Origin of the sequence: Sphingobacterium mizutaii (assembly GCF_900187125.1) — a bacterium.
In the GTDB taxonomy this organism is placed as follows: domain Bacteria; phylum Bacteroidota; class Bacteroidia; order Sphingobacteriales; family Sphingobacteriaceae; genus Sphingobacterium; species Sphingobacterium mizutaii.
Genome location: NZ_LT906468.1, coordinates 1,404,262 through 1,426,152, shown reverse-complemented (window position 1 = coordinate 1,426,152; position 21,891 = coordinate 1,404,262). Strand labels below are relative to the sequence as shown.

Here is a 21,891-nt window from a genome sequence, read left to right as displayed (position 1 = left end):
GTTTGACCCTATGTTTCGTTTTAGCTCCAACGACCATTATAAACAAAATGAAAACTTCCAGAGAAGTAGCTGCATTAATCAAAAAATACATTGAGGGGAATATCAGTTCGCTTGAAAGTATCCAATTGGACCAATGGATAAAAGAAAAGCCAGAACATGAAGAATTCTTTAAAAAGATCCTGATCGAAGATGAATTGTTTGAGGATGCTCTGACTTGGGTCAACCTGAACCAAACCGATCATACAGAATGGCTGGAAGATATCAAAAGCCACACCCTGCAAAAAATCAGGAAGGCTGAACCCAAACCTATCCGTTCTAAAAAACGAGTTTGGATTTATTATGCTGCCGCTGCTATCCTGTTGTTTGGCCTTGGATATTCATTTCTTAATTATCGTTCTCAAACAATTACGGAGGTTGATGCTGAATTATCTGCGGTACAACCAGGTTCCAATAAGGCGGAGCTTTCGCTATCCGATGGGAGAACCATCAATCTTCGAAGTGACAAGGATGGTATCGTGATTGATCAAGATTTGGCATATTCTGATGGAACGCCCCTCCTTGAAGTCAACAAAAAAGAGCTGACCAAAATTATGGCGACCATTCAGGTCCCTAAGGGCGGAAAATATCAGATTAAATTACCTGATGGTAGCAAGGTTTGGTTAAACTCCATGTCCAAATTGGAATATCCATTAGCTTTTGACCCGAACCGTAGAACCGTAAAACTGGAAGGTGAGGGTTATTTTGAAGTGGCAAAACTGAACAAGAACGACAAACGAGTACCATTTGAGGTCATCAGCAGTTCACAGACCATTGAGGTTACTGGGACCCAATTCAATGTATCGGCATATCCAGAAGATGCCCAAACCGTTTCCACTTTGGTGGAAGGTTCCATCAATGTACATTCCGCCTCCGGGAAAATAAGTCTTTCACCAAATCAACAGGCCATCAATTCAGCCAATGGACTCAGCAAGAGAGCGGTTGAGGTAGAGAGTTTTATTGCTTGGAAGAACAACAAATTCATGTTTTATGAAACCGAGTTGCGGGATGTGATGAAAGGCTTGAGCCGTTGGTATGATATACAGGTAGAATATCAAGGAAATATCCCTGCCACCTATTTCTATGGAGAAATAGGTCGGGATAAAAACTTAGCCGAGGTTATTCGGTTAATAGAGAAGAGTGGCGTGAAATTCAAATTGAAACAAAAAGGAAGTACCTATAAACTAATCATCATTTAATTAACTAAACAAATTATGAAGACAAACAATTACACCATTCCCATTTAGGGTGATCCTCATAAAAAAAAACCGAACATGGTCTCTCACACCATTGTTCGGCTATACATGAGGATCTCAAGAATACAGTAAACTGATAGTAAACCTTAATCATTTAAAATCCTAATTGTACAAAAATATGATTTTTATACAACAATTTGATTATGGCAGTAGGTCTGCCATACCTAAATTAAAACACTGGGTATTGACCATGAAATTAACCTTTTTATTGACTGTCCTAAGTGTAGTTCAAGTATATGCGAACAGCTATGCACAGCATGTCAGCATAAAAGCTAAGAACTCACCCTTGGTTCAAGTGATGCAATCCATTCAGAAGCAGAGTGGGATTCCATTTTTCTTGAATGGCAAAGACATTGCAAATACCAAGATCAATGCAGATATCAAGAATGAAAAACTTGAAACGGCCTTGACCAATCTATTTACCGGGAAGCCAATTTCCTGGGAATTGGTGGATGGTACGATCATTCTACGTCGATCCGAAAATCCAACGCTAGGAGCGCAAGTTTCTGCAGTGGAAAACAGGGCTGCGCAACAAAGACGCATCAGCGGAAAAGTGAGCGATGAGTCCGGGAATCCTATTCAAGGGGCTTCCGTAGTCGTTACAGGCACTAGCAATGGAACGTCTACTGATGCAAACGGAAACTTTTCTTTAGAGGTCAGTGGAAGCAATATCAGCTTAAGCGTAAGTTATATCGGCTTCTTGAAATCGGAAGTTAGCATTGGCAATCAACAGAACATCAACATCATCCTAAAAGAAGATTTAGGCGATCTGGATGAGATTGTGGTTGTTGGATACGGTACCCAAAAGAAGAAATTAAATACTGGTGCTACCATTGAGGTAAAAGGCGAAGATTTGGAGAAATTAAGCACGCCTAGCATATTGGAAGCCCTACAAAGTCAATCACCAGGGGTACAGATTACCCAAAGTTCGGGGATGCCGGGGGAAAGCTTCAAAGTTACGATCCGTGGTCTGGGAACCATCGGTAATTCCAGTCCTTTATATGTCATTGATGGAATCGCAGGTGGGGATATCAATATGTTGAACCCATCGGACATCGAGCGTATTGACGTATTAAAAGATGCGGCATCTGCGGCTATTTATGGAGCAAGAGCGGCAAACGGGGTTGTTTTGGTCACTACCAAGCAAGGTAAGGATGGAAAGATGTCCTTGCATATTGATAACTACCTAGGTTTCCAAAATGCCTATAAATTGCCTTCCTTATTAACGGCAAAAGAATATATGACGATTCAAGATGAACGTCGCTTCAATGAAGGTGGAGCTCCTTATGACTGGGCTAACCTCATTCCTAAACAATACCAACAAATTCAAGATGGAACTTGGAATGGCACTAACTGGATGAAGGAAATCCATAATGACGATGCCATTTTACAAAATACATCCTTGAACCTAATGGGTGGAAATGAACAGTCAAAATTCTCCATGGGTTATTCCATCACCAACCGTGAAGGGATCATTGGAAAACCTGTTCAACCTGATTTCCAAAGACATACAGTTCGTTTAAACTCTGACCATATTCTATTGAAAAATGATGAATTCAATATCATCAAAATTGGAGAGAACATTAACTATGGATACAACAACCGGTCTGGAATCGGTATTGGAAACATCTATTGGAATGACGTGCATAACATGCTAGTTGGCAACCCTTTATTGCCTGCATTTAATGAGAATGGAGATTATTATGATCAACCGAGCAAAGTAGCTGATAAATGGGCTTTGGATGGTGCTATTTCCAATCCTATGGCAGAAATGGTCTTCCGTAGAGGTCAGAATAAAGCAAAAAGCCACAGCTTATTTGCCAATGCTTATATGGAAATCCAACCCATCAAAAATTTGATATTCAAGTCGAATTTTGGATATAGAATGAGTGCATCCACCTATAGACAATATACAGATGTTTATAACTTATCAACCACCGTTCAAAATGCGGTTGATGATATCAGCCAAAACCAATCTGTAGGTTATAACTGGGTTTTAGAGAACACTTTAAGCTACCATTTCGAACCGATTACTGGTCATCAATTTGATGTTGTAGCGGGTCAATCTATGGAGAAGAGCGGTATCGGCGAAGACTTAAGCGTAACAACCTCTAACTCATCCTTTCCGGGTCAATGGGAGAAAGCATGGGTGAGCAATGGTCAAGGTTATGATGGATTTATTCCAACCGTGAACGGTGTACATTGGCCAATGGGTTCCATTGCTTCGGTTTTCGGACGTGTCAATTACAACTATAATGAGACCTATATGGCTACATTGACCTTAAGGGCTGATGGTTCATCTAATTTCGCTCCTGGAAAACGTTGGGGATATTTCCCTTCCGCATCTGTGGGTTGGGTACTGAGCAATGAAGATTTCCTACAAGGGAATGAAGGCATCAACTTCTTTAAATTGAGAGCTAGCTGGGGTCAAAATGGTAATGCGAGCATTTCGCCATTCCAATACTTGGCAACCATTGCTATCAACAATAAAAACGGTTATTATTTTGGTAATAACATGAATACGCTGCTTCGTGGAGCATATCCTGATATTTTACCGAATCCGGACGTAAGTTGGGAAACATCCGAGCAGATCAACGTAGGTTTTGATTCGAGATTTGTAGACAACAAATTATCGGTTGTCTTCGATTGGTATAAGAAATCAACGGTGGATTGGTTAGTTCAGGCGCCCGTATTAGCGATCTATGGAACCTCTGCCCCATTCATCAATGGCGGGGACATTGTTAACAAAGGTTTTGAACTGGGTTTGAACTGGTCAGATAGAAATGACAACTTCAGCTATAGCATTGGCTTGAACGGTGCTTATAACAAGAATGAAGTTGTAAGGATTGCCAATTCAGAAGGAATTATCCATGGGGAAGAAAATGTACTGAGTCAAGGAACAAAAGAAATGTACCGGGCTCAAGTAGGTTTCCCAATCGGTTATTTCTATGGATTCAAAACTGATGGAATTTTCCAAAACCAAGATCAGATTGACGCATGGCGTGCAGCAGGAAAAGGAGTTTTACCTACAGCACAACCAGGAGACGTAGCTTTTGTGGATGCCAACATGGATGGCTCTATCACTGATGCCGACAAAATGATGATCGGAAATCCGCATCCTGACTTTAGTGGTGGTATGAACATCAGCTTGGGATACAAGGGATTTGACTTGGGTATAACTGCTCATGGCTCATTTGGACATCAGATTGCAAAATCTTACCGTTCATTTGCTGACAGTCCATTACAGAACTATACTACGGAGATCTTTGAAAGATGGCATGGTGAAGGGACTTCGAACAAGTTGCCTCGATTAACCAGTGGTAGCCATACCAACAATCAATATATCTCGGACATCTATATCGAAGATGCAGATTTCGTTAAGATCCAAAACATTACTGTAGGCTATGATTTCTCCAAACTTTGGAATAAATCGCCTTTCAGTCAGATCCGTCTTTATGGTACGGTACAGAATCTGTACACGTTCACCAAATACAGCGGTATGGACCCAGAAATCGGCTATGGATATGATAAGTCATGGGTTACTGGAATTGATTTAGGATTCTATCCGCAGCCTAGAACTATAATGTTTGGTTTAAACCTTAAATTTTAATTGCAATCATGAAAAAGACGATATTATTATTGATGGCTGTAGGATTTCTTAGTTCTTGTGAAAAGTTCCTAGATTCTGAGAGTTACGATAAGAAAAATACAGCGAATTTTCCGGTGAATGTATCGGATGCTAACTCCATGCTTACAGGGATTTACTCGAGTTTAAGCGCAGCAATTTCGAATGTAGCGAATACGCATTTCTACATGGCAGAATTGGCTTCAGACGACCGTTTTGGGGGTGGAGGTGAGAACGACCGCGATATGCAAGGTTTAGATCACCTGATGAATACCCAACCCGATCGTTTCTTGACCTTCTGGACAGCAAGATACCAAGGAATCTTCAGGGCCAATACGGCATTGGAAACATTGGATCAGGTTCAAGGTTGGACCAACGAAGGACAAAAGAATCAAGTTCTTGGTGAGGTTCATTTTTTAAGGGCTTTGTATTATTTCGAGCTCTCCCAGATGTTTGGTGAGGTGCCTTTGGTAACCAGTACCCAAGTCACTAATATCCCGAAGAATCCGGCAGCAGAAACTTACGCATTGATTGCAGAGGATTTGAAGACCGCTATCAGTTTGATGCCTGCTACTCCATACAATTCAGTTCCTTCGGGTCATGCGACCAAATGGGCTGCAGAAGCATTGATGGCTAGGGTTTTCCTTTTCTATACTGGATATTATAAAAAAGCAGATCTTCCTTTAGCATCTGGCGGATCTGTGACCAAGGCGCAAGTTATCCAATGGTTAGATGACTGTATCAAAAACAGTGGTCATGACCTTGTGAGTGATTTCAGAAACCTTTGGCCGTATTCCAATGAGTTCACAAAACTGGACTATAAATACGCTCAGGACAACAACCTGAAATATGAAGGTGAAGGCCATAAGGAAACTGTTTTTGCAGTGAAATTCGGAACCTTGGTGGATTGGGGAGACCAATATAATTTGGGTTATTCCAATCAATACAACTTACACTTTGGATTGCGTTCTAACAACGGTCTAGCAGGGACTTTCCCTTTTGGACAAGGTTGGGGAGCAGGACCAGTGAATAGTAACCTATGGAATGAATGGAAACAGGCAGAACCAACCGATGTAAGACGTACAGGATCCATTATCAATATGGCGACCGATGTAGATTCCTATATCTTCGGGGCTGACAACCAAATGGAAGAAACCGGATTTTGGCAGAAGAAATACATCTCCATTACCGCCTATGATAAGGAAACTGGAGCTCTGCTCCCATCCTATGCGATCTTGGCCAATGCTGCACAATCAGAAATGCAACTTGCCCATACACAGGATTTGGCATTGATCAGATTTGCAGATGTATTGTTGATGCATGCTGAGTTGACGGAGACCGCAACGAACCTGAACAGGGTAAGAGCAAGGGCAAAATTGACACCAGTTGCTTATTCATTAGCTGCACTGAAAAGAGAACGCCGTTGGGAACTTTCTTTTGAAGGCTTACGCTATTTTGACTTGATGCGATGGAATGATGCAGGTACTGCCTTGGCTAAACAAGAAGGTGTGGATATCAAAAACAAAGGTATTGACACGAAAATGAAAGCATTTGGGGGCGGTTATAAAGCACGTTATGAGGCTACTGGAGGTTTTTGGCCAATTCCAAGTTCGCAAATTGCGCTTTCAGAAGGCGTTTTGGTTCAAAATAAAGGTTGGGGAGATTCAAGCAATGAGTTTCCAGGTTGGTAATCAATAAACTTAAACAAATGAGAAATTTAATCAATATCATCATATTTTCGATTTCATTTGCCTTGTTATTGGGTTGTGAACCTATAGAAGATCGAATGGAATTGGGATCAGCCATTGGAGCTGAGCAATTGGATATCTCTGCCACTGTTCTGACCGTAAATGGGAAAAAGAGCAACAAGGTGGTAGTCAACAATAACAGTCCGGTCCTATCCTCATGGGATTATGGAACGGGCGTAACACAAAAGAAAACAGATACTGTTCTGCTAGTTTCTACCGGTGAAAATGAAATCATCTTTACCGGGTTGAACCCTGATGGCAGTAAGATCAGCAAGTCATTGAAAGTGACTGTCGATGAGTTATCATTTCCTGTTCCATTGGAATGGGGAATGCTGACCGATGGCAAAGACAAGACTTGGGTATGGGATACGACTAAACCTTCAGTTTGGGGTAATGGAGGCTATATGGGTAGCAATGGACCAGCATGGTGGACCTTGAAAGAAGCCGATATAGATGGTCAGGCTCCTGGCGAGGGAAAAGGCGCAAAAATGATCTTTTCCCTTCGCGGAGCAAAATTGACTAAAGTGAAATCTACAGGCCAACAGGAAGTAGGCAGTTTTTCTTTTGATATGGGCAAGCAAGTGAAATTGGATGATGGAACGGTTTGGGCCAAAGGAAAATTAACGACCAAAGGCGTTACGGTTCTTTGTGGAAAGTCGCCTAATGAAGGAAATGCACCTGTTTATGAATATGATATCCTTATCATCAATGATTCGGAAATTGTATTGAGCTATCCAGAGCCGGGAGTTGGCGCTTGGGGAACAGCATGGTTCTGGAACTTTAAAGCTATTTAGAGACAGTAGACATAAGACAGAAGACAGAAGGTCTGTCTACTATTATAAAGAGAAGGTTTTGTTGGAGTCATTGTTATAATTGGGGGATCGAGGTTTGCGAAAGCAGATCTCGATTTCTTTTTGATCATTTTATAGAGTTTCAGATGCCCACTGTATTTTTTTGATTGTGCAGTACTTGAATATGGAGGTTCGAACTGAGCTTAAGAATAGTTTTAGGCTAATTTCTTTCTATTTTATTGCTTAAAAAAATGCTTTAAACTTTTTTATTCGTCAAATTAACATTAAATTTATAATGACCATTTTAATATTGCCTATCAAATCACGAGATGAACAATTTTGACAAGGAAGTCATTGGCTTACAGCAGGGTAAAGAGTCTTCTTTATGCTACTTCATGGATCAATACAGCCATGCCTTGCACTTCTATGCGTTCAAAATTATCAAGGATAGAGACATTGCCAGAGAGATCGTTTCGGAAGCATTTTGTAAGCTATGGGAGAAGAAAGAGAACTTTCATGCTGAGGAAAGTATCAAATCCTTTCTATACCTTGTTACAAGGAACGAGTGTTTGGATCATCTCAAGTTAAAGAGAAATCAACTTCGGCATGATGAGGAATGGTTGGTAAACCTAGAATCAGGGGAAGAAAATATCCTGAGCAAGATCATCTATACGGAATTGATCGAGTTGATTGTAAAGGAGATTGAGAAATTACCGAATCAGCAAGGGAAAATCATTCAGTTATCGGTATTGGAGGGCAAAGACACTGCAGAGATTTGCGAGGAATTAGGGACAACTGCTAGTAATGTTTATTTCTCAAGATCTAAAGCTCTTTCGACGTTGAAAAAGGTGTTCAAACACAAAAACATTTCCTATTATCACCTGTCCCTATTATTATTCTTATTCGAGCGTTAGTATTTATACTAAAACCCTTATTTCATTTCTTAGAAGGACGATCTTATCTTCATTTTCCAGTTTCTTAAGGATCCTGGAGACCACTACACGGGAGGTATTGAGGTCTAAAGCAATATCCTGATGGGTAACCGTCAGAATTCGGTCTTCCGTAAGTTTCACTTTTTCTTTGAGATAGTTCATGATTCGGTCCTCCATTTTGGAGAATGCGAGGTTATCGATGGCTCCAAGCATTTCGTTCATTCGGGAAGAATAGCTGTTTAAAATAAAGCTTCGCCAAGAACTATACTTCACAAGCCATTCGTTGAGGTATTGGTTTGGAATCATGGCGACTACGGTTTCCATTTCAGCTTGTGCCCTGATCTCACTTTTTTTGTTCCCTAGGCAACAAGCAATGGACATGGTACAGGTTTCACCTTTTGCTAAATAATAAAGCAACAACTCCCCTTCCTTTTCATCCTCACGCATGATCTTTATTGCTCCTGTTAATAGCAAGGGCATAGAACGGATATATTGACCGATATCAATAATTATGTCGCCAGATTGAAAGGTCTTTAAAGTAGCAACCGCCTCAATTTCTTCAATTAAGGCGGGTTCTAATATTCCGGTATAAGCGTTTTCTATTAGACTCATACTCAAATATACTATTTTGTTGTTTCTTTACCTTGATTTTTCCAGTCTATAAAACTTCCGGCATAGTTATAAACTTGGTTGAAACCATTTTTTTCTAGGTAAGAAGCCGCAATAGTAGCTCTGTCTCCAGATTGACATTGAATAATGATCTTTTTATCTTTGATATCGGTTGGTAATTTCTTTCTAAAAGAACCAACAAAGCGATGTTCAGCTCCTGGTATATGTTCAGCTTTGAATTCAGAGATTCCACGAACATCCAACAATACGGTATCTGAATTATCTTTCATTGCTTCCACAGTATCGGCACCGACAAGCTTGGTTTTTTCCAATTCAGCAGAATCCAAATCAGTCACAAAGCCTTTGATATTATCTAATCCGATACGCATTAATTTTCTTGTAATTTCTTCTTGGTTACCTTCGTCTGCTATCATGACCATGTTTTCATCATAGCCAATCATCCATCCTGCCCAGTTTGCCAGGGAATTATTGTTTTGGATATTGATAGCGTCCTTTAAGTGACCTTTAGCAAATTCAGTTTTATGACGGGTATCTATTAAGGTGATATCATCCATCTTTTCAACCTCTTCAACCGATAATGTTGGGTGCTCTGGCACTTCAACCAAAAGAGGTCTGTCTACTTTGTTCAATTTCTTCATCATGGCAAAGTACACCGGGGCTTCAGGTTGATCGCTCAACAAGTAATTTTTGAAGCCTTCGTAGTCATCGCCGAATTGGAAAGCCCAGTTTCTGATCTTTTCATATCCAACTGTACTGCTAGGTACAGCACCTAAAGCTTTACCACAGGCAGATCCAGCACCATGACCGGGCCATACCTGAACGTAATCTGGTAATGCGGCAAATTTTTTCAAGGATTCAAACATCTGCTGAGCACCAATTTCCTTAGTACCAACCAGACCCGCCGCCTCTTCTAAAAGGTCAGGTCTACCGATATCGCCTACGAAAACAAAGTCACCAGTGAAGATCATTACGGGCTCTTCGGATGCAGGATGGTCTGTCAACAGGAAGCTGATACTTTCAGGAGTATGTCCTGGAGTATGCATAACTTTTAAGCTCAGGTTACCCACATTGATGACATCTCCCTCTTTTAGGCCAACATGAGGGAATTCATATTGCCAATTCTCACCACCTTCATCAGAAAGATATAATTTAGCACCCGTTACTTCAGCCAGTTCGCGAGAACCTGCTAGGAAGTCGGCATGAATATGTGTTTCAGCAATGTGCGTAATCTTCATGTTATTTTGCTTTGCAATTTCCAAATAGGAATCAATATCCCTCTTTGCATCAATTACAATCGCTTCGTTTTTAGCTTGACAGCCAATAAAGAAACTGGCTTGAGCTAAGGTTTTATCATAAACTTGTTGAAAAAACATAGTATTTTTTTAAAATATTAAATTTATAATTCTGTTAAGTTAATGTTTCTTATTTATTGTTTTGCGCCCAAGATAAAAATCCTCCTTGTAGATCGAAAATTTCTTTTGCGCCCATGTTTTCCAATATCTTGGCCGCCATGTGCGAGCGTGCTCCAGAACGGCAATAGATATAGATTGGTTTTTGAAAGTTAATGTACTTTTTTGCTTGATCCATAAAATCAGAAGACTGTACATTAATTAAAGTAGAGCCATCAATCTTGCCTAATGCGTATTCCATTTCTGTTCTAACATCAAGTAGTTGAACGTCGTTATTTTTTATTTGAGCCTTAAACTCTGGAACTGTTAATAATTTTATCATATCAATAATTTTATACAACAAAGTTAGGCCAATCAAATACCAGTATCCGTTACTTTTGTTACACATCAATTTGTTAATGAGGCAATTTCTCTCTTACAAGACCATATATATAGGTCCCTAGAACAGCGAAAGCAGCCACGATCAACATGCTATACAAACCTGAACCGATCAACACAAAAACTGGTCCTGGACATGCACCTACCAATGCCCAACCAAGTCCAAAGATAATACCACCAATAAGGTACCTAGGAATGGATTTGGCTTTAGGTGTAATAGATACCGAATCGCCATTTACATCCTTTACTTTCTTTCGTTTCAGATATTGTACTGCAGGAAGGCCGATCAATAAGGCAGTTGCCATAAATCCATACATGTGAAAAGATTGGAAACTGAACATTTCATAGATACGAAACCATGAGGCAGCCTCGGCTTTATACATGACAACACCAAAAGCTACGCCTAATAATATAAATATTAATTTTTTCATGTCTTAAAAAATAAGGGGAAATAATAGATGAACCATGACCAGTCCACCGATAAAAAAGCCAACAACAGCAATCAAAGATGGCCATTGTAGATCACTGAGGCCCGAGATAGCATGTCCGGAAGTACAACCGCCTGCATACCTCGTTCCGAAACCGATCAATAAACCTCCAATTGCAAGGATGGCGATATTTTTCGCGTTGATGGTTTCGAAGATTTCGGTTGGGGAGTAAGCTGCTCCTGCACTTTCAATTCCTAGTTCCTTTAAATCTGTCACTGTTTGTTCGGAAATTTGAGGAATTTGGTTGTCGGAAAGAAAATGAGCAGCAAGAAAGCCACCAATCACGGAACCTAGCAGGAACAACAGGTTCCACATCTGTGTTCTCCAATCAAATTTAAAAAAGCTACAGGAATTGCCTGCCCCAAGGACAGCGCAGATGTTTCTGAAATTGGATGAAAATCCAAAAGTTCTACCTAGTAAAATTAAAGCCAGCATAATAAGGGCGACTAGTGAGCCGCCGACGTACCAGGGCCAAGGCCCCATTAATAAATCCATAGTCGTTAAATAAATTTTCTGCAAAAGTACGGTCTTAAAAAAAGTCTTTTAGTAACCAAAGTTACTCAATACCTGTGCAAAACTGCTTCATAGCTATGTAACTAATGTAACTAACTCCAAAAAAACTTTCCCGGAACTTTGTGGAAGAAAAATTTATTTATGGAGTTTTTAGGATATATAGCGTCGATTGGGATAGGTATTTCACTTGGATTGATTGGTGGTGGTGGCAGTATTTTAACCGTCCCTGTTTTAGTTTATTTATTTCAAATAGACCCATTGTTGGCTACCTCCTACTCCTTATTCATTGTTGGCTCCACCTCTGCTGTGGGTGCAGTTCCATATTTCAGGAATAATTTGGTGGACTTCCAAACAGCCCTGTATTTTGGTTTACCCTCCATTATTACGGTTTTCCTGACCCGATTATACATCATCGAGGCAATTCCTAATCACTTATTCCAGATCGGCAGCTTTGAAATAACAAAAAACATGGGGATCATGCTTCTATTCGCTATCCTGATGTTATTTGCAGCATTAAAAATGATAAAAGGGAATCAGGTTGATGAATCCAAGAAAATAAGTCAACGTAGTGTTCTACCATTAGTCTTTCAAGGAGCTGCGGTAGGATTTATCAGCGGATTAGTAGGTGCTGGAGGCGGATTCCTAATTATTCCTGCCTTGATTATCTTTAATCAAATGCCCATGAAGAAAGCAGTGGGTACTTCCCTATTGATCATAGCGGCCAATTCACTTTTTGGATTTATCGGAAAATTAGATTTCCATTTAATCAACTGGACCTTTCTATTGACCCTTTCCGGAATTGCAATTACAGGCATTTTGATCGGCTCCAAATTGAGCCAGAAGATTGATGGAAAAAAATTGAAACCTGCTTTCGGTTGGTTTGTTCTATTGATGGGGATTGTGGTCATCATCCAAGAGATCAGCAAGTAAGTATCGGTTTGGAAAATTCACCGATTATTTATTGGCAGTTACCGAAAATATATATCGATTGACCTAATCTCTTAACAGAGAACGTTGTACAAGTCTTATCTTTGATTAACAAAAATAAGTTAACAACAAATTGTATATCAAATAAAAACGAACAACTATGTCAATTAAAGAAACATTCTCAGTAACAGGGGAGAACTTATTAAAAAGGATCAAGGATTTAATCGCTGAAGGAAACGTAACGAAGATCAGCATCGCCGATAAACATGGAAAAGACATCATGAGCTTTCCAGTAACCTTAGGCGTAATCGGAGTGGTATTAGCTCCAATATTTGCAGCAGTAGGCGCTATTGCGGCTTTATTGACTGAATGCAAAATCACTGTGGAACGCAGCGATAAGCCAGAAGATAAAGACCCTACTGATGCTGCTAAAACAGAAGAAAACACACAAAGTACGGATATTGAAGTACACTAATTTCTTAGATTTTTTACTGAACGAAAGAGGCCGCTGGGGAAATCCAACGGCCTCTTTTATATTTTTATCGGAAAGATTACATCAGAATAGCATCTTTCACCTGAACCTTAGTCCAATATTTACTGAATTTATCTACAGCATCAAGGTGAATTTGGTGATGTTCGTAGGTATTGATATCGTCCATGGTATTAAAGGTCACCAACAAATAGTAGGAAAATGAGTTGTCTACGACATCCCGAGGAGTGGTAGGTGCTGGTTTTCCAAATCTCAATGCTTTTGGTCCAGGAACTTTCTTTAGTTCTTCAAAAAAATTCATAAAATCTTTCTCTTCTTCTGCAGTGATCCCCTCTTTTAGCCAAAAGAACACATTGTGGACAATAAGCCCGGCTCCAAGTTCCTCTGTTTGAGCAGCGGCCTCAGGAGCAGTTGCTGCCCCAGTAGAATCGGCAGTGCTAGTATTGCTTGCATTAGAAGACTCATTGGCACATGAGCTCAATAACGCTCCTGAACTTGCTCCGACTAGAATTGTTGTGATGAAGTTTTTTCTTTTCATGTTTAAAATTTAGATTGATGTAGGTAGATAAATATAAGAAATCTTTCCTTTTATTCGACTGTGGAGGCGCTTAAAATCAAAATATTGCACAGACATCACAAATGGAAAGAGAAACGCTACAGCAAAATCAAAATTTTACAAAAGTAACCTCCTTCGTTTTATTACAGAAGAGCTGGACAGAAATAATAGGTGTTAATTATTCAAATATTTTAAACAATAGTTGAATGTTTTTTCAATATTCATAAATGAAAATACTTAGTGTAAACAAATTGATTATTAATAGAATATACGGCACATTCCTTGCTTTAATTCACCGAAAGACAATAAAGAAATCTAGGGTATTTTCCTTTTCAAACTATATATTTGCAGGAAAATTATGCTGCAATTAAATTGATTTATTATTAAACAAATGCAGCTAATAGGTGTTAGTAAGAGATACAATATTAATTATAAAAGGATATTTTTCAGGCTTTGAATAGATTTGGTCGAATTGTATTAAAAACAGTCTTGTGGATTATAGGGTCCATAATAGCTTTAATTTTACTTCTAATTTTTCTGATCCGTCTACCTTCAGTTCAAAACTATGTGGTTGGCAAGGTTTCGAATTATTTAGAAAATAAGCTTGGAACACAGGTAGATATTGGCCATATCTATATCAACTTTCCAAAAAAACTGGAGTTGAATGATGTCTTTTTCGCAGATGAATCTAAAGATACCCTAATAGCCGGCGAGTCCCTCTTGGTGGATATCAATATGTTCAAATTATTGAAAAACACCGTTGAAATCAATGAGCTGCAGTTAAAGGGTATTACAGCTAAAATCAATAGAACGCTTCCCGACAGCAGCTTTAACTTTGATTATATCGTTGCGGCCTTTGCATCTGAAAAGGAAAGCACTCCTACTGCTGATTCTGCCTCGGCACTGACTTTTGACATCGATAAAGTCCTTTTTGAAAGGATCAAATTTGTCTATAAAGATGATGTCATTGGTACTTCTGCTGATATTTACTTAAATAAATTTGATACGCGGGTTTCAAAATTTGACCTGACCAATAACATGGCATTTGGTATGCCAAATGTTAAGATTGACGGACTTAGCGCTGATATCAAGCAATGGGCTGTCATTACCTCCCAGGATTCTTTAAAAGCATCAGACTTTGGTATCACAAACCAGAGCGTTGAACAAAGTTCTCTTCTTCCCAGTATAGATATCAAGACTGTGGATCTAAAGAATATCTTTATCCGATATGATGATAAGGCGATCAATATGCAGAGCAAGTTTGATATTAAGAACCTTGCTGGTAACATTGATCAAATTGATCTGAACAAGGAAATTGTAAAGCTGAAAGAAATCAAGCTTTCACAATCGGATTCAGAGGTTTTATTTGGAAAAACGACTCAAGAACATACTTTTGATGATACTGCTGACACCACGACCTCTTCTGTAAACTGGAAGGTTTCGGTGGATAAACTTGCCATTGAAAAGACCAATTTTTGGTTCAAAGATGATAATCAAGCCAGGACCAAAGGAATCGATTATTTTAATCTTAAGCTTACTGATATTGCTGGTGCCTTGGATGAACTATATTATTCCTCAGACTCCATCTCAGGAGATCTGAAAGGATTTACGGTTAAAGATCATTCTGGCTTTGATCTAAAAATGCTGAAGGGAGACTTTGTCTATACCAATACTGGGGCTACGATCAAGGATCTATTACTTGAAACGCCAAATACGCTGATTCAAGACGAAATCATTATTTCCTACCCTTCATTAGATGCTGTATCGAACAACCCAGCGACGATGAGCATCAATGCCAATATCAAAAAGAGCCATATCGATATGAAAGACATTAGGCTATTAGCTCCTGATCTTGAAAAAGAGGAAGTTATGAAGCCATTAATGAACAAACGTTTCTATATCGATGGAAAGGTGATGGGTAAATTGAATGACCTTCGAATTCCTCGATTTGAGTTCAAAACCTTAAACAATACCCATGTTATTGCTACTGCTCATATCAAGGGACTTCCTGATGTGGACAAAATGTATCTGGACCTGAACCTGAAAAAAATGGTGACAGGTAGAAATGATTTAAATCAATTGATCGCTCCTTCCCTATTGCCTGATAGTATACAATTGCCACGAAACATAAGCTTGACGGGTACTTTCAAAGGAGGCATGAACGGTTTTGATACCGACATGAAATTGATAACCGAGCAAGGGAATGCAACGGTTAATGGAAAGTTGAGCATGGGTAGAGATACTACCTACAATGCCTTTGTAACGGTTGATAACTTTAATTTGGGTGAGTTCCTGAAACAGGATTCGGTATTGGGTTATATATCTGCCCAGGCACAGGTTAATGGTACTGGATTGAATCCTAAGACCATGCAAGCCGATATTTTAGGAACGCTTAACCGTTTTGATGCGATGGGCTATAGCTATAAGGACATCGAATTTGACCTGACAGCTCGCTCAGGAGATATCGCTGGTAGCATCAATAGTCCGGATCCAAACATCGACCTGAATGCCAATATTCAAGCGGATATGCGCGGTGAGTTCCCGAGATTGTACGCAGAAATGATGATCGACAGCATTAATTTCAAGAATTTGAAATTAATGGATCAGGACGTCAGATATCATGGTAAAATCTTAGCTGATTTTGAAAGCTTGGATTTAGATAATCTAAATGGGTCATTATTGGTTACCAATTCTTCCATTGCCTATGAAAAAGATCGATATGGTTTGGATACCATTTCATTAACTGCTCAGTCGGACACTGGAAGAAACACATTAATATTAAACTCTGAATTTTTAAGCGCCCATTTAACGGGAAGTTATAAGTTGACTGAATTAGGGTCATCTATTTCGGATATTATTCAGACCTATTATAACCCTTCAGGTGTCCATACGAAATATGAATATTCGCCACAGCAATTTGAGTTTTCTGCTCGATTATATCGGTCAAGGATCGTGCGTGACTTCCTTCCTGATTTACAGGAACTACAGGATGTGACCCTAGATGGTACTTTCAATAGTGAGGACCGGACTTTGATGGCCAAGTTATTGGCTCCAAAGGTTACCTATGCAGGCACTGAGGTTGAAAATGTGGGTGTGGATATCATTACCGCAGATAGCACCTTATATTATAATGCCTTGATCGGCCATATCTTGGTCAATAACATTGAGCTCCGAAATACCGTAATCAGTGGTAGTGTGGTTGAGAACAACGTTGATTTTGGGCTATGGATTAAGGATAAGGAAGATAAAGAACAATATCATCTAGGTGCAACCATGTTGGTGGGCAACAATAGTTATGATCTTTCTTTGAAAGAAGATGGATTAATGTTGAACTATGAAGATTGGGATATTGAACCAAACAATGTAATCAGTTTTGGACAACGAGGAGTCCGGGCAACTGGCTTCGTTTTATCGAATGATGGCCAAGAACTACGGATCCAATCCCAGGATTCAACCTATAATGCTCCTATTGACCTTAGCTTCAATAACTTTAGAATTGAAACCATTACGGAAATGCTTCAATCAGAAACATTAAAAGTTGGTGGTGGAATTAATGGTAATGCGACAGTTTCTAGATTTGAATCGACGCCAGTATTTGTTTCAGATTTAACGATAGATAAATTCTTCTTTGGTACAGATACCATCGGTAATGTAGCTTTAAAGGTTAACAATATTAAGGAAAACACCTATTCTGCTGATGTCAGAATAACGGAAAACGGTAATGATGTTCATCTCGTAGGTGATGTTATTTCGCCTCCAGAAGGCGATATGCAGATTGATGCTACCTTGAACTTAAACCCTATGCGCATGCAAACGATTCAAGCTTTCAGTTTGGGTAATCTGAGAGATGCACAAGGGGATTTAGCTGGAACCTTAAAGATTACAGGAACCACATCAGCTCCAAGGATCAATGGTGAATTGACATTCCATGACGCCATTATCAATGCCTCCATGTTGAACTCCAATATGCGCGCTGATAATCAGAAAATCTATTTTAATGATCAGGGAATCAGCTTCCGTCAATTTAATTTGGTGGACTCTAAAAATAATGTGGCTCGGTTGAATGGTACTATCAAAACCACAACCTACACAGATTTTATCTTTAATCTGAACCTGACAACGGATGATTTTGAGGTCATGAACTCCACACGCCTTGACAATGATCTATTCTTTGGTAAGATGTACGTGACTTCAAACTTGCGGATTACTGGTGATTTAGATAAACCAAGGATTGATGGAAATGTAAAAGCTAATGACCGTACAGATTTCAACTTCATCGTTCCAAATGATGATCCAGGTATTGCACAACGCGAAGGTGTTGTCAAATTTGTTGATAAAAGTGATACGGCGAGGGCCAATGTATTTGCACAGCTAGACTCCTTGACTACGGTTTCAAGCCAATTGTCAGGCTATGATATTGCATTGAACCTAAGTACAGATCCAGACGCAAAATTCAAGGTCATCTTAGATGAAGGAACCCAGGATGCCTTAAATATCCAAGGTGTTGCCGAGATCAATACCAGCATTGATGCCAATGAAAAGATTACGATGTCTGGTACATTTACCGTGGAAAAAGGTGATTATACCTTCTCCTTCGGTCCTATTTCCAAGGATTTCAGTTTCCAAAAAGGAAGTACCATTACATGGAATGGAGATCCATTGGATGCAAGATTAGATATCACAGCGGTTTACACAGGTAAGTTTGCTACATTGGAATTGGTACAGAACCAAATTGGTTCAGAAAGCCAAAACCTATATAAACAAAGGGTGCCATTTAATGTATTGTTGAAATTGACTGGAGAACTATTCAAACCTCAGATCAATTTCGATATCGATTTGGATGAGCAGAACGCCATTGTTTCCCAAGATGTGGTGAGCAAGGTTAATATTGCCCTTTCAAATATGCGCGAGGATCCAGCCGAATTAAATAAACAGGTATTCTCCTTGATTGCCTTGGGTAGATTTATGTCGGCGAATCCATTTGAAAGTTTGTCGGGTGGTGGTACGGAAGCCATGGTGAGAAGTACCGTAAGTTCCTTCTTGACCGGTCAATTGAACAATTTAGCTTCTGACCTAATCAAAGGGGTTGAGTTAGACTTCAACTTGAATTCGGAAGAGGATTACCTGACTGGAAATGCTGAAACCAGAACAGACTTAAATGTTGGTATCTCCAAAATGCTGTTTGATGATCGCTTAAAGATCACGATTGGTTCCAACTTTGAGGTGGAAGGAAATACCCGTCCAGGCGAAAAAGCTTCTAATATTGCAGGTGATATTTCCTTGGATTATCAATTATCGAAAGATGGACGTTATTTTGCGAGAGTTTACCGCAAAAACCAATATCAAGCTACCCTACAGGGACAATTTGTTGAAACAGGTATCGGTTTTATCATCAATATGAGTTACAATAGATTTAGGGAATTGTTCATGAACTCCAAAGCATTACAGGAATATTATAATACCGATAGCCGCGGCTTCAGAAGAAGATTTGATGTGGAAAGAATGGAAACCGATTCGGTATACCGTGATTCCGTAAGAATGGTAATCCGCGATAGTTTGATGATCCATAGCCCTGAATTCAGAAAACGGATGGAAGAAAGAGAAAAAGAGAGGAAACAAGAAGAGCTGAAAACACAGCCAGATAGCACTGGACTGCCAGTAGACAGCACAAATAGAGATACTTCAACAAATACCATTGAGCCAAATAAGTCTGCCATTAAAAATGAAGAAGAGGAAGGGGGTAATAATGAAAATTAAGCAACTGTTTGCTTACTCCTTTGGATTATTGCTTATCGCAAGCTGTAATCCTACAAAATACATTGCTGAAGGGGACAAATTCTATAAAGAAGGAGATGTGGTCATCCATAATGACACCATTCCAAAGGAGCGAAAAGAAGGTTTTGAGACCTTTTTGGAGGGTTCTCTATTGCCTAAACCAAACAGTAAACTTTTAGGGGTTTATTTTAAAGTGGGTTTATGGAATATGGGTGGCGGTCCGGATACTAGCAACAACTTCATAAGGCGTTGGTTAAAGAAACAAGGTGAAGCCCCTGTCCTATTGAGTGATGTAAACAGGGAATACAATGAGAACCTGCTTAGAAATAAGATGGAAAATCTTGGATTCTTTACGGCTCACGTCACTTCTGATACGCTGATTGATGGTAAGATGGCAACCATTCAATATGATGCCTTTCCAGGGCCCATCTATCGAATCAATGAAGTCAAATTTGATGTCGATAGCAATAGTCGCTTAGGGAGATCTATTATCAATACCAAGGCTCAGACTTTATTAAAACCTGGTAATAACTACAACCTCGATGTCATCTTGAATGAGAGGGATCGGATTGACGATAAGTTAAAGGATCAAGGCTACTATTATTTTAGTCCTGACAACCTATTGGTAGAAGTAGACAGTACAATTGGAGACAATAAAGTCAACATGTACATGACTGTCAAACCGGAAACCCCTAGACAGGCGAAAGAACCTCAACATATCGGGAATGTCTATGTTTTTGCGGACTATAAGGAAACTTCTGGGTCCAATAGAAGAAGAGTTCCGAGAAGTGTTGAGAAATACGACGACAAGTTCTATATCATTGACCCACAGAACAAATACCGTAAGAAAGTATTGGCTAACCACCTGTTCTTGGAACCAGAGCAGATGTACAACCGATGGAATCACAATATGACCATCAACCACTTGGTAAACTTGAATACTTTCAAATTTGTCAAGAACGAATTTGTGGATAGTCCAGATTCTACCGATCATTTGGATGTCTATTATTACTTGACGCCAATGGAGAAAAAATCCATCCGTTTGGAGCTTGTGGGTAAGACTGCTGCCGTTTATAATGGAACGGAAGTTACGGCCAATTGGACCTTAAAGAATGCATTCAAAGGGTTTGAGAACCTAACAGTTTCTGTTTTCGGAGGTTATGAAACCCAAACTGGAGGAAATGTAAACTTAAACTCTTCTTACATTCGTTACGGTGCTGAAGTAGGAATTACTTGGCCTCGTTTGCTATCTCCTTATAAATGGACTCCCGGTAAACAGTATATCCCGAAGACATTCTTAAAAGCGGGTTATGAATTCTTGAACCGTAGGACTGCCTATACCTTGAATTCAATGACCTTAAACTATGGTTATGCATGGAAAGAAAACCAGCAAAAGGACCATAATTTAACGCTTGCAGAGATTATCTATGTGCAACCTAGAGGTATTTCTGATGAATATAGGGCGCAGATGGACACTGTCCCTACCCTACGTCATATTGTAGACCCACAGTTTTCTTTTGGTCCAAATTACGTGTACACATTCACGAATACCATGGAGAACAAGAAGCATACCTTCTATGCCAAGGCGGGATTAAATACGTCTGGTAACATCTTGGGATTGATCCAAGGGGCTAACTACAATGAAGGGAAAATCAAAGAGGTTTTCGGTACCCCGTATTCGCAATTTATTAAAGCTGAGGCAGATTTAAGACATTATTTAAAGATTACGCCTACTTCAACCCTTGCATCCAGGATTATGATCGGAACGAGTTATTCTTATGGAAACTCGCGTTCATTACCATATTTGAAGCAGTATTTTACCGGTGGCCCTAATGGATTAAGGGCTTTCAGGGCACGTGCGGTAGGTCCAGGTTCTTCCCTTCCTGAAAACTTGGGTGAGGAAAATTTCTTTGCTGACCAAACCGGTGACTATAAACTGGAACTGAATACAGAATATAGAGCTAAACTAGCAGGGATGCTGCATTGGGCAGCTTTTATCGATGCAGGTAATGTTTGGTTGCAAAACAAAGATGAAAATAAACCTGGTGGTCAGTTCAGTAAGGCTTTCTTAAGTGAATTGGCTGTTGGTGGAGGTCTAGGTCTAAGGTTAGATTTGGATTTCTTAATCATCCGTACGGACTTCGCTATACCATTCAGGGTTCCATATCGTCCTAAAGATGACCGCTGGGTATTCAAATATATCGATATCCGCGATCGGGACTGGAGAAGAGATAATTTGGTGTTTAACCTAGCGATAGGTTATCCATTCTAAGAAAAGGAGCTGTTTGATCAAACAGCTCCTTAATTTTTTTCCTTTTAGCCTAACTATTCTATTCT

General features: G+C 39.5%; 15 protein-coding genes. 9 read left to right on the top strand and 6 right to left on the bottom strand.

Going from position 1 to position 21,891, the window contains the following annotated elements:
• Positions 1 to 47: 47 nt before the first annotated feature.
• The 5 genes from CKW03_RS06075 to CKW03_RS06055 all read left to right on the top strand — a co-directional run bounded on the left by CKW03_RS06075 (position 48) and on the right by CKW03_RS06055 (position 8,370).
• The gene (locus CKW03_RS06075; protein WP_093095028.1) at positions 48 to 1,235 is read left to right on the top strand and encodes a FecR family protein; all 1,188 of its coding nucleotides are present in this window, start codon (positions 48 to 50) and stop codon (positions 1,233 to 1,235) included.
• Positions 1,236 to 1,410: 175 nt separating this feature from the next.
• Positions 1,411 to 4,902, top strand: coding sequence for a TonB-dependent receptor (locus tag CKW03_RS06070; RefSeq protein WP_236736428.1), 3,492 nt, complete (start codon positions 1,411 to 1,413; stop codon positions 4,900 to 4,902).
• An 8-nt stretch (positions 4,903 to 4,910) separates the two neighbouring features.
• Positions 4,911 to 6,608, top strand: coding sequence for a RagB/SusD family nutrient uptake outer membrane protein (locus tag CKW03_RS06065; protein ID WP_093095027.1), 1,698 nt, complete (start codon positions 4,911 to 4,913; stop codon positions 6,606 to 6,608).
• A 17-nt stretch (positions 6,609 to 6,625) separates the two neighbouring features.
• Positions 6,626 to 7,459, top strand: coding sequence for a hypothetical protein (locus tag CKW03_RS06060; protein WP_093095025.1), 834 nt, complete (start codon positions 6,626 to 6,628; stop codon positions 7,457 to 7,459).
• 326 nt (positions 7,460 to 7,785) lie between these two features.
• Positions 7,786 to 8,370: an RNA polymerase sigma factor gene (locus CKW03_RS06055; protein WP_093095024.1), complete on the top strand. Its 585-nt coding sequence runs from the start codon at positions 7,786 to 7,788 to the stop codon at positions 8,368 to 8,370.
• Positions 8,371 to 8,373: 3 nt separating this feature from the next.
• Here CKW03_RS06055 and CKW03_RS06050 read toward each other — a convergent pair whose 3' ends face one another.
• From CKW03_RS06050 to CKW03_RS06030, 5 genes are all read right to left on the bottom strand, one after another.
• Positions 8,374 to 9,000: a Crp/Fnr family transcriptional regulator gene (locus CKW03_RS06050; RefSeq protein ID WP_175486266.1), complete on the bottom strand. Its 627-nt coding sequence runs from the start codon at positions 8,998 to 9,000 to the stop codon at positions 8,374 to 8,376.
• An 11-nt stretch (positions 9,001 to 9,011) separates the two neighbouring features.
• Positions 9,012 to 10,391 carry an MBL fold metallo-hydrolase gene (locus CKW03_RS06045; protein ID WP_093095022.1) on the bottom strand — a complete coding sequence of 460 codons (1,380 nt, stop codon included), beginning with the start codon at positions 10,389 to 10,391 and terminating at the stop codon, positions 9,012 to 9,014.
• A gap of 49 nt (positions 10,392 to 10,440) precedes the next feature.
• Positions 10,441 to 10,749: a rhodanese-like domain-containing protein gene (locus CKW03_RS06040; RefSeq protein ID WP_197700983.1), complete on the bottom strand. Its 309-nt coding sequence runs from the start codon at positions 10,747 to 10,749 to the stop codon at positions 10,441 to 10,443.
• A gap of 73 nt (positions 10,750 to 10,822) precedes the next feature.
• Positions 10,823 to 11,236: a DUF6691 family protein gene (locus CKW03_RS06035; RefSeq protein WP_093095019.1), complete on the bottom strand. Its 414-nt coding sequence runs from the start codon at positions 11,234 to 11,236 to the stop codon at positions 10,823 to 10,825.
• Between the two features lie 3 nt (positions 11,237 to 11,239).
• Entirely contained in the window at positions 11,240 to 11,788 is a 549-nt protein-coding gene (locus tag CKW03_RS06030; protein WP_093095017.1) for a YeeE/YedE family protein, read from the bottom strand.
• Positions 11,789 to 11,947: 159 nt separating this feature from the next.
• Between CKW03_RS06030 and CKW03_RS06025 the strand changes: the two genes are divergently transcribed.
• A complete protein-coding gene (locus CKW03_RS06025; protein WP_093095014.1) occupies positions 11,948 to 12,736 on the top strand; it encodes a sulfite exporter TauE/SafE family protein in 789 nt (262 codons plus the stop codon).
• Between the two features lie 157 nt (positions 12,737 to 12,893).
• The gene (locus tag CKW03_RS06020) at positions 12,894 to 13,208 is read left to right on the top strand and encodes a DUF4342 domain-containing protein (RefSeq protein ID WP_093095013.1); all 315 of its coding nucleotides are present in this window, start codon (positions 12,894 to 12,896) and stop codon (positions 13,206 to 13,208) included.
• Positions 13,209 to 13,284: 76 nt separating this feature from the next.
• Here CKW03_RS06020 and CKW03_RS06015 read toward each other — a convergent pair whose 3' ends face one another.
• Complete coding sequence (locus tag CKW03_RS06015; protein WP_093095011.1) at positions 13,285 to 13,761, bottom strand: Dabb family protein; 477 nt, start codon at positions 13,759 to 13,761, stop codon at positions 13,285 to 13,287.
• Positions 13,762 to 14,346: 585 nt separating this feature from the next.
• Between CKW03_RS06015 and CKW03_RS06010 the strand changes: the two genes are divergently transcribed.
• Entirely contained in the window at positions 14,347 to 19,536 is a 5,190-nt protein-coding gene (locus CKW03_RS06010) for a translocation/assembly module TamB domain-containing protein (RefSeq protein ID WP_236736427.1), read from the top strand.
• On the top strand, positions 19,526 to 21,826 hold the full coding sequence (gene tamL, locus CKW03_RS06005) for a translocation and assembly module lipoprotein TamL (protein ID WP_236736426.1): 2,301 nt from the start codon (positions 19,526 to 19,528) through the stop codon (positions 21,824 to 21,826). Before CKW03_RS06010 ends, tamL begins: the two co-directional genes overlap by 11 nt.
• The last annotated feature ends 65 nt before the right edge of the window (positions 21,827 to 21,891 follow it).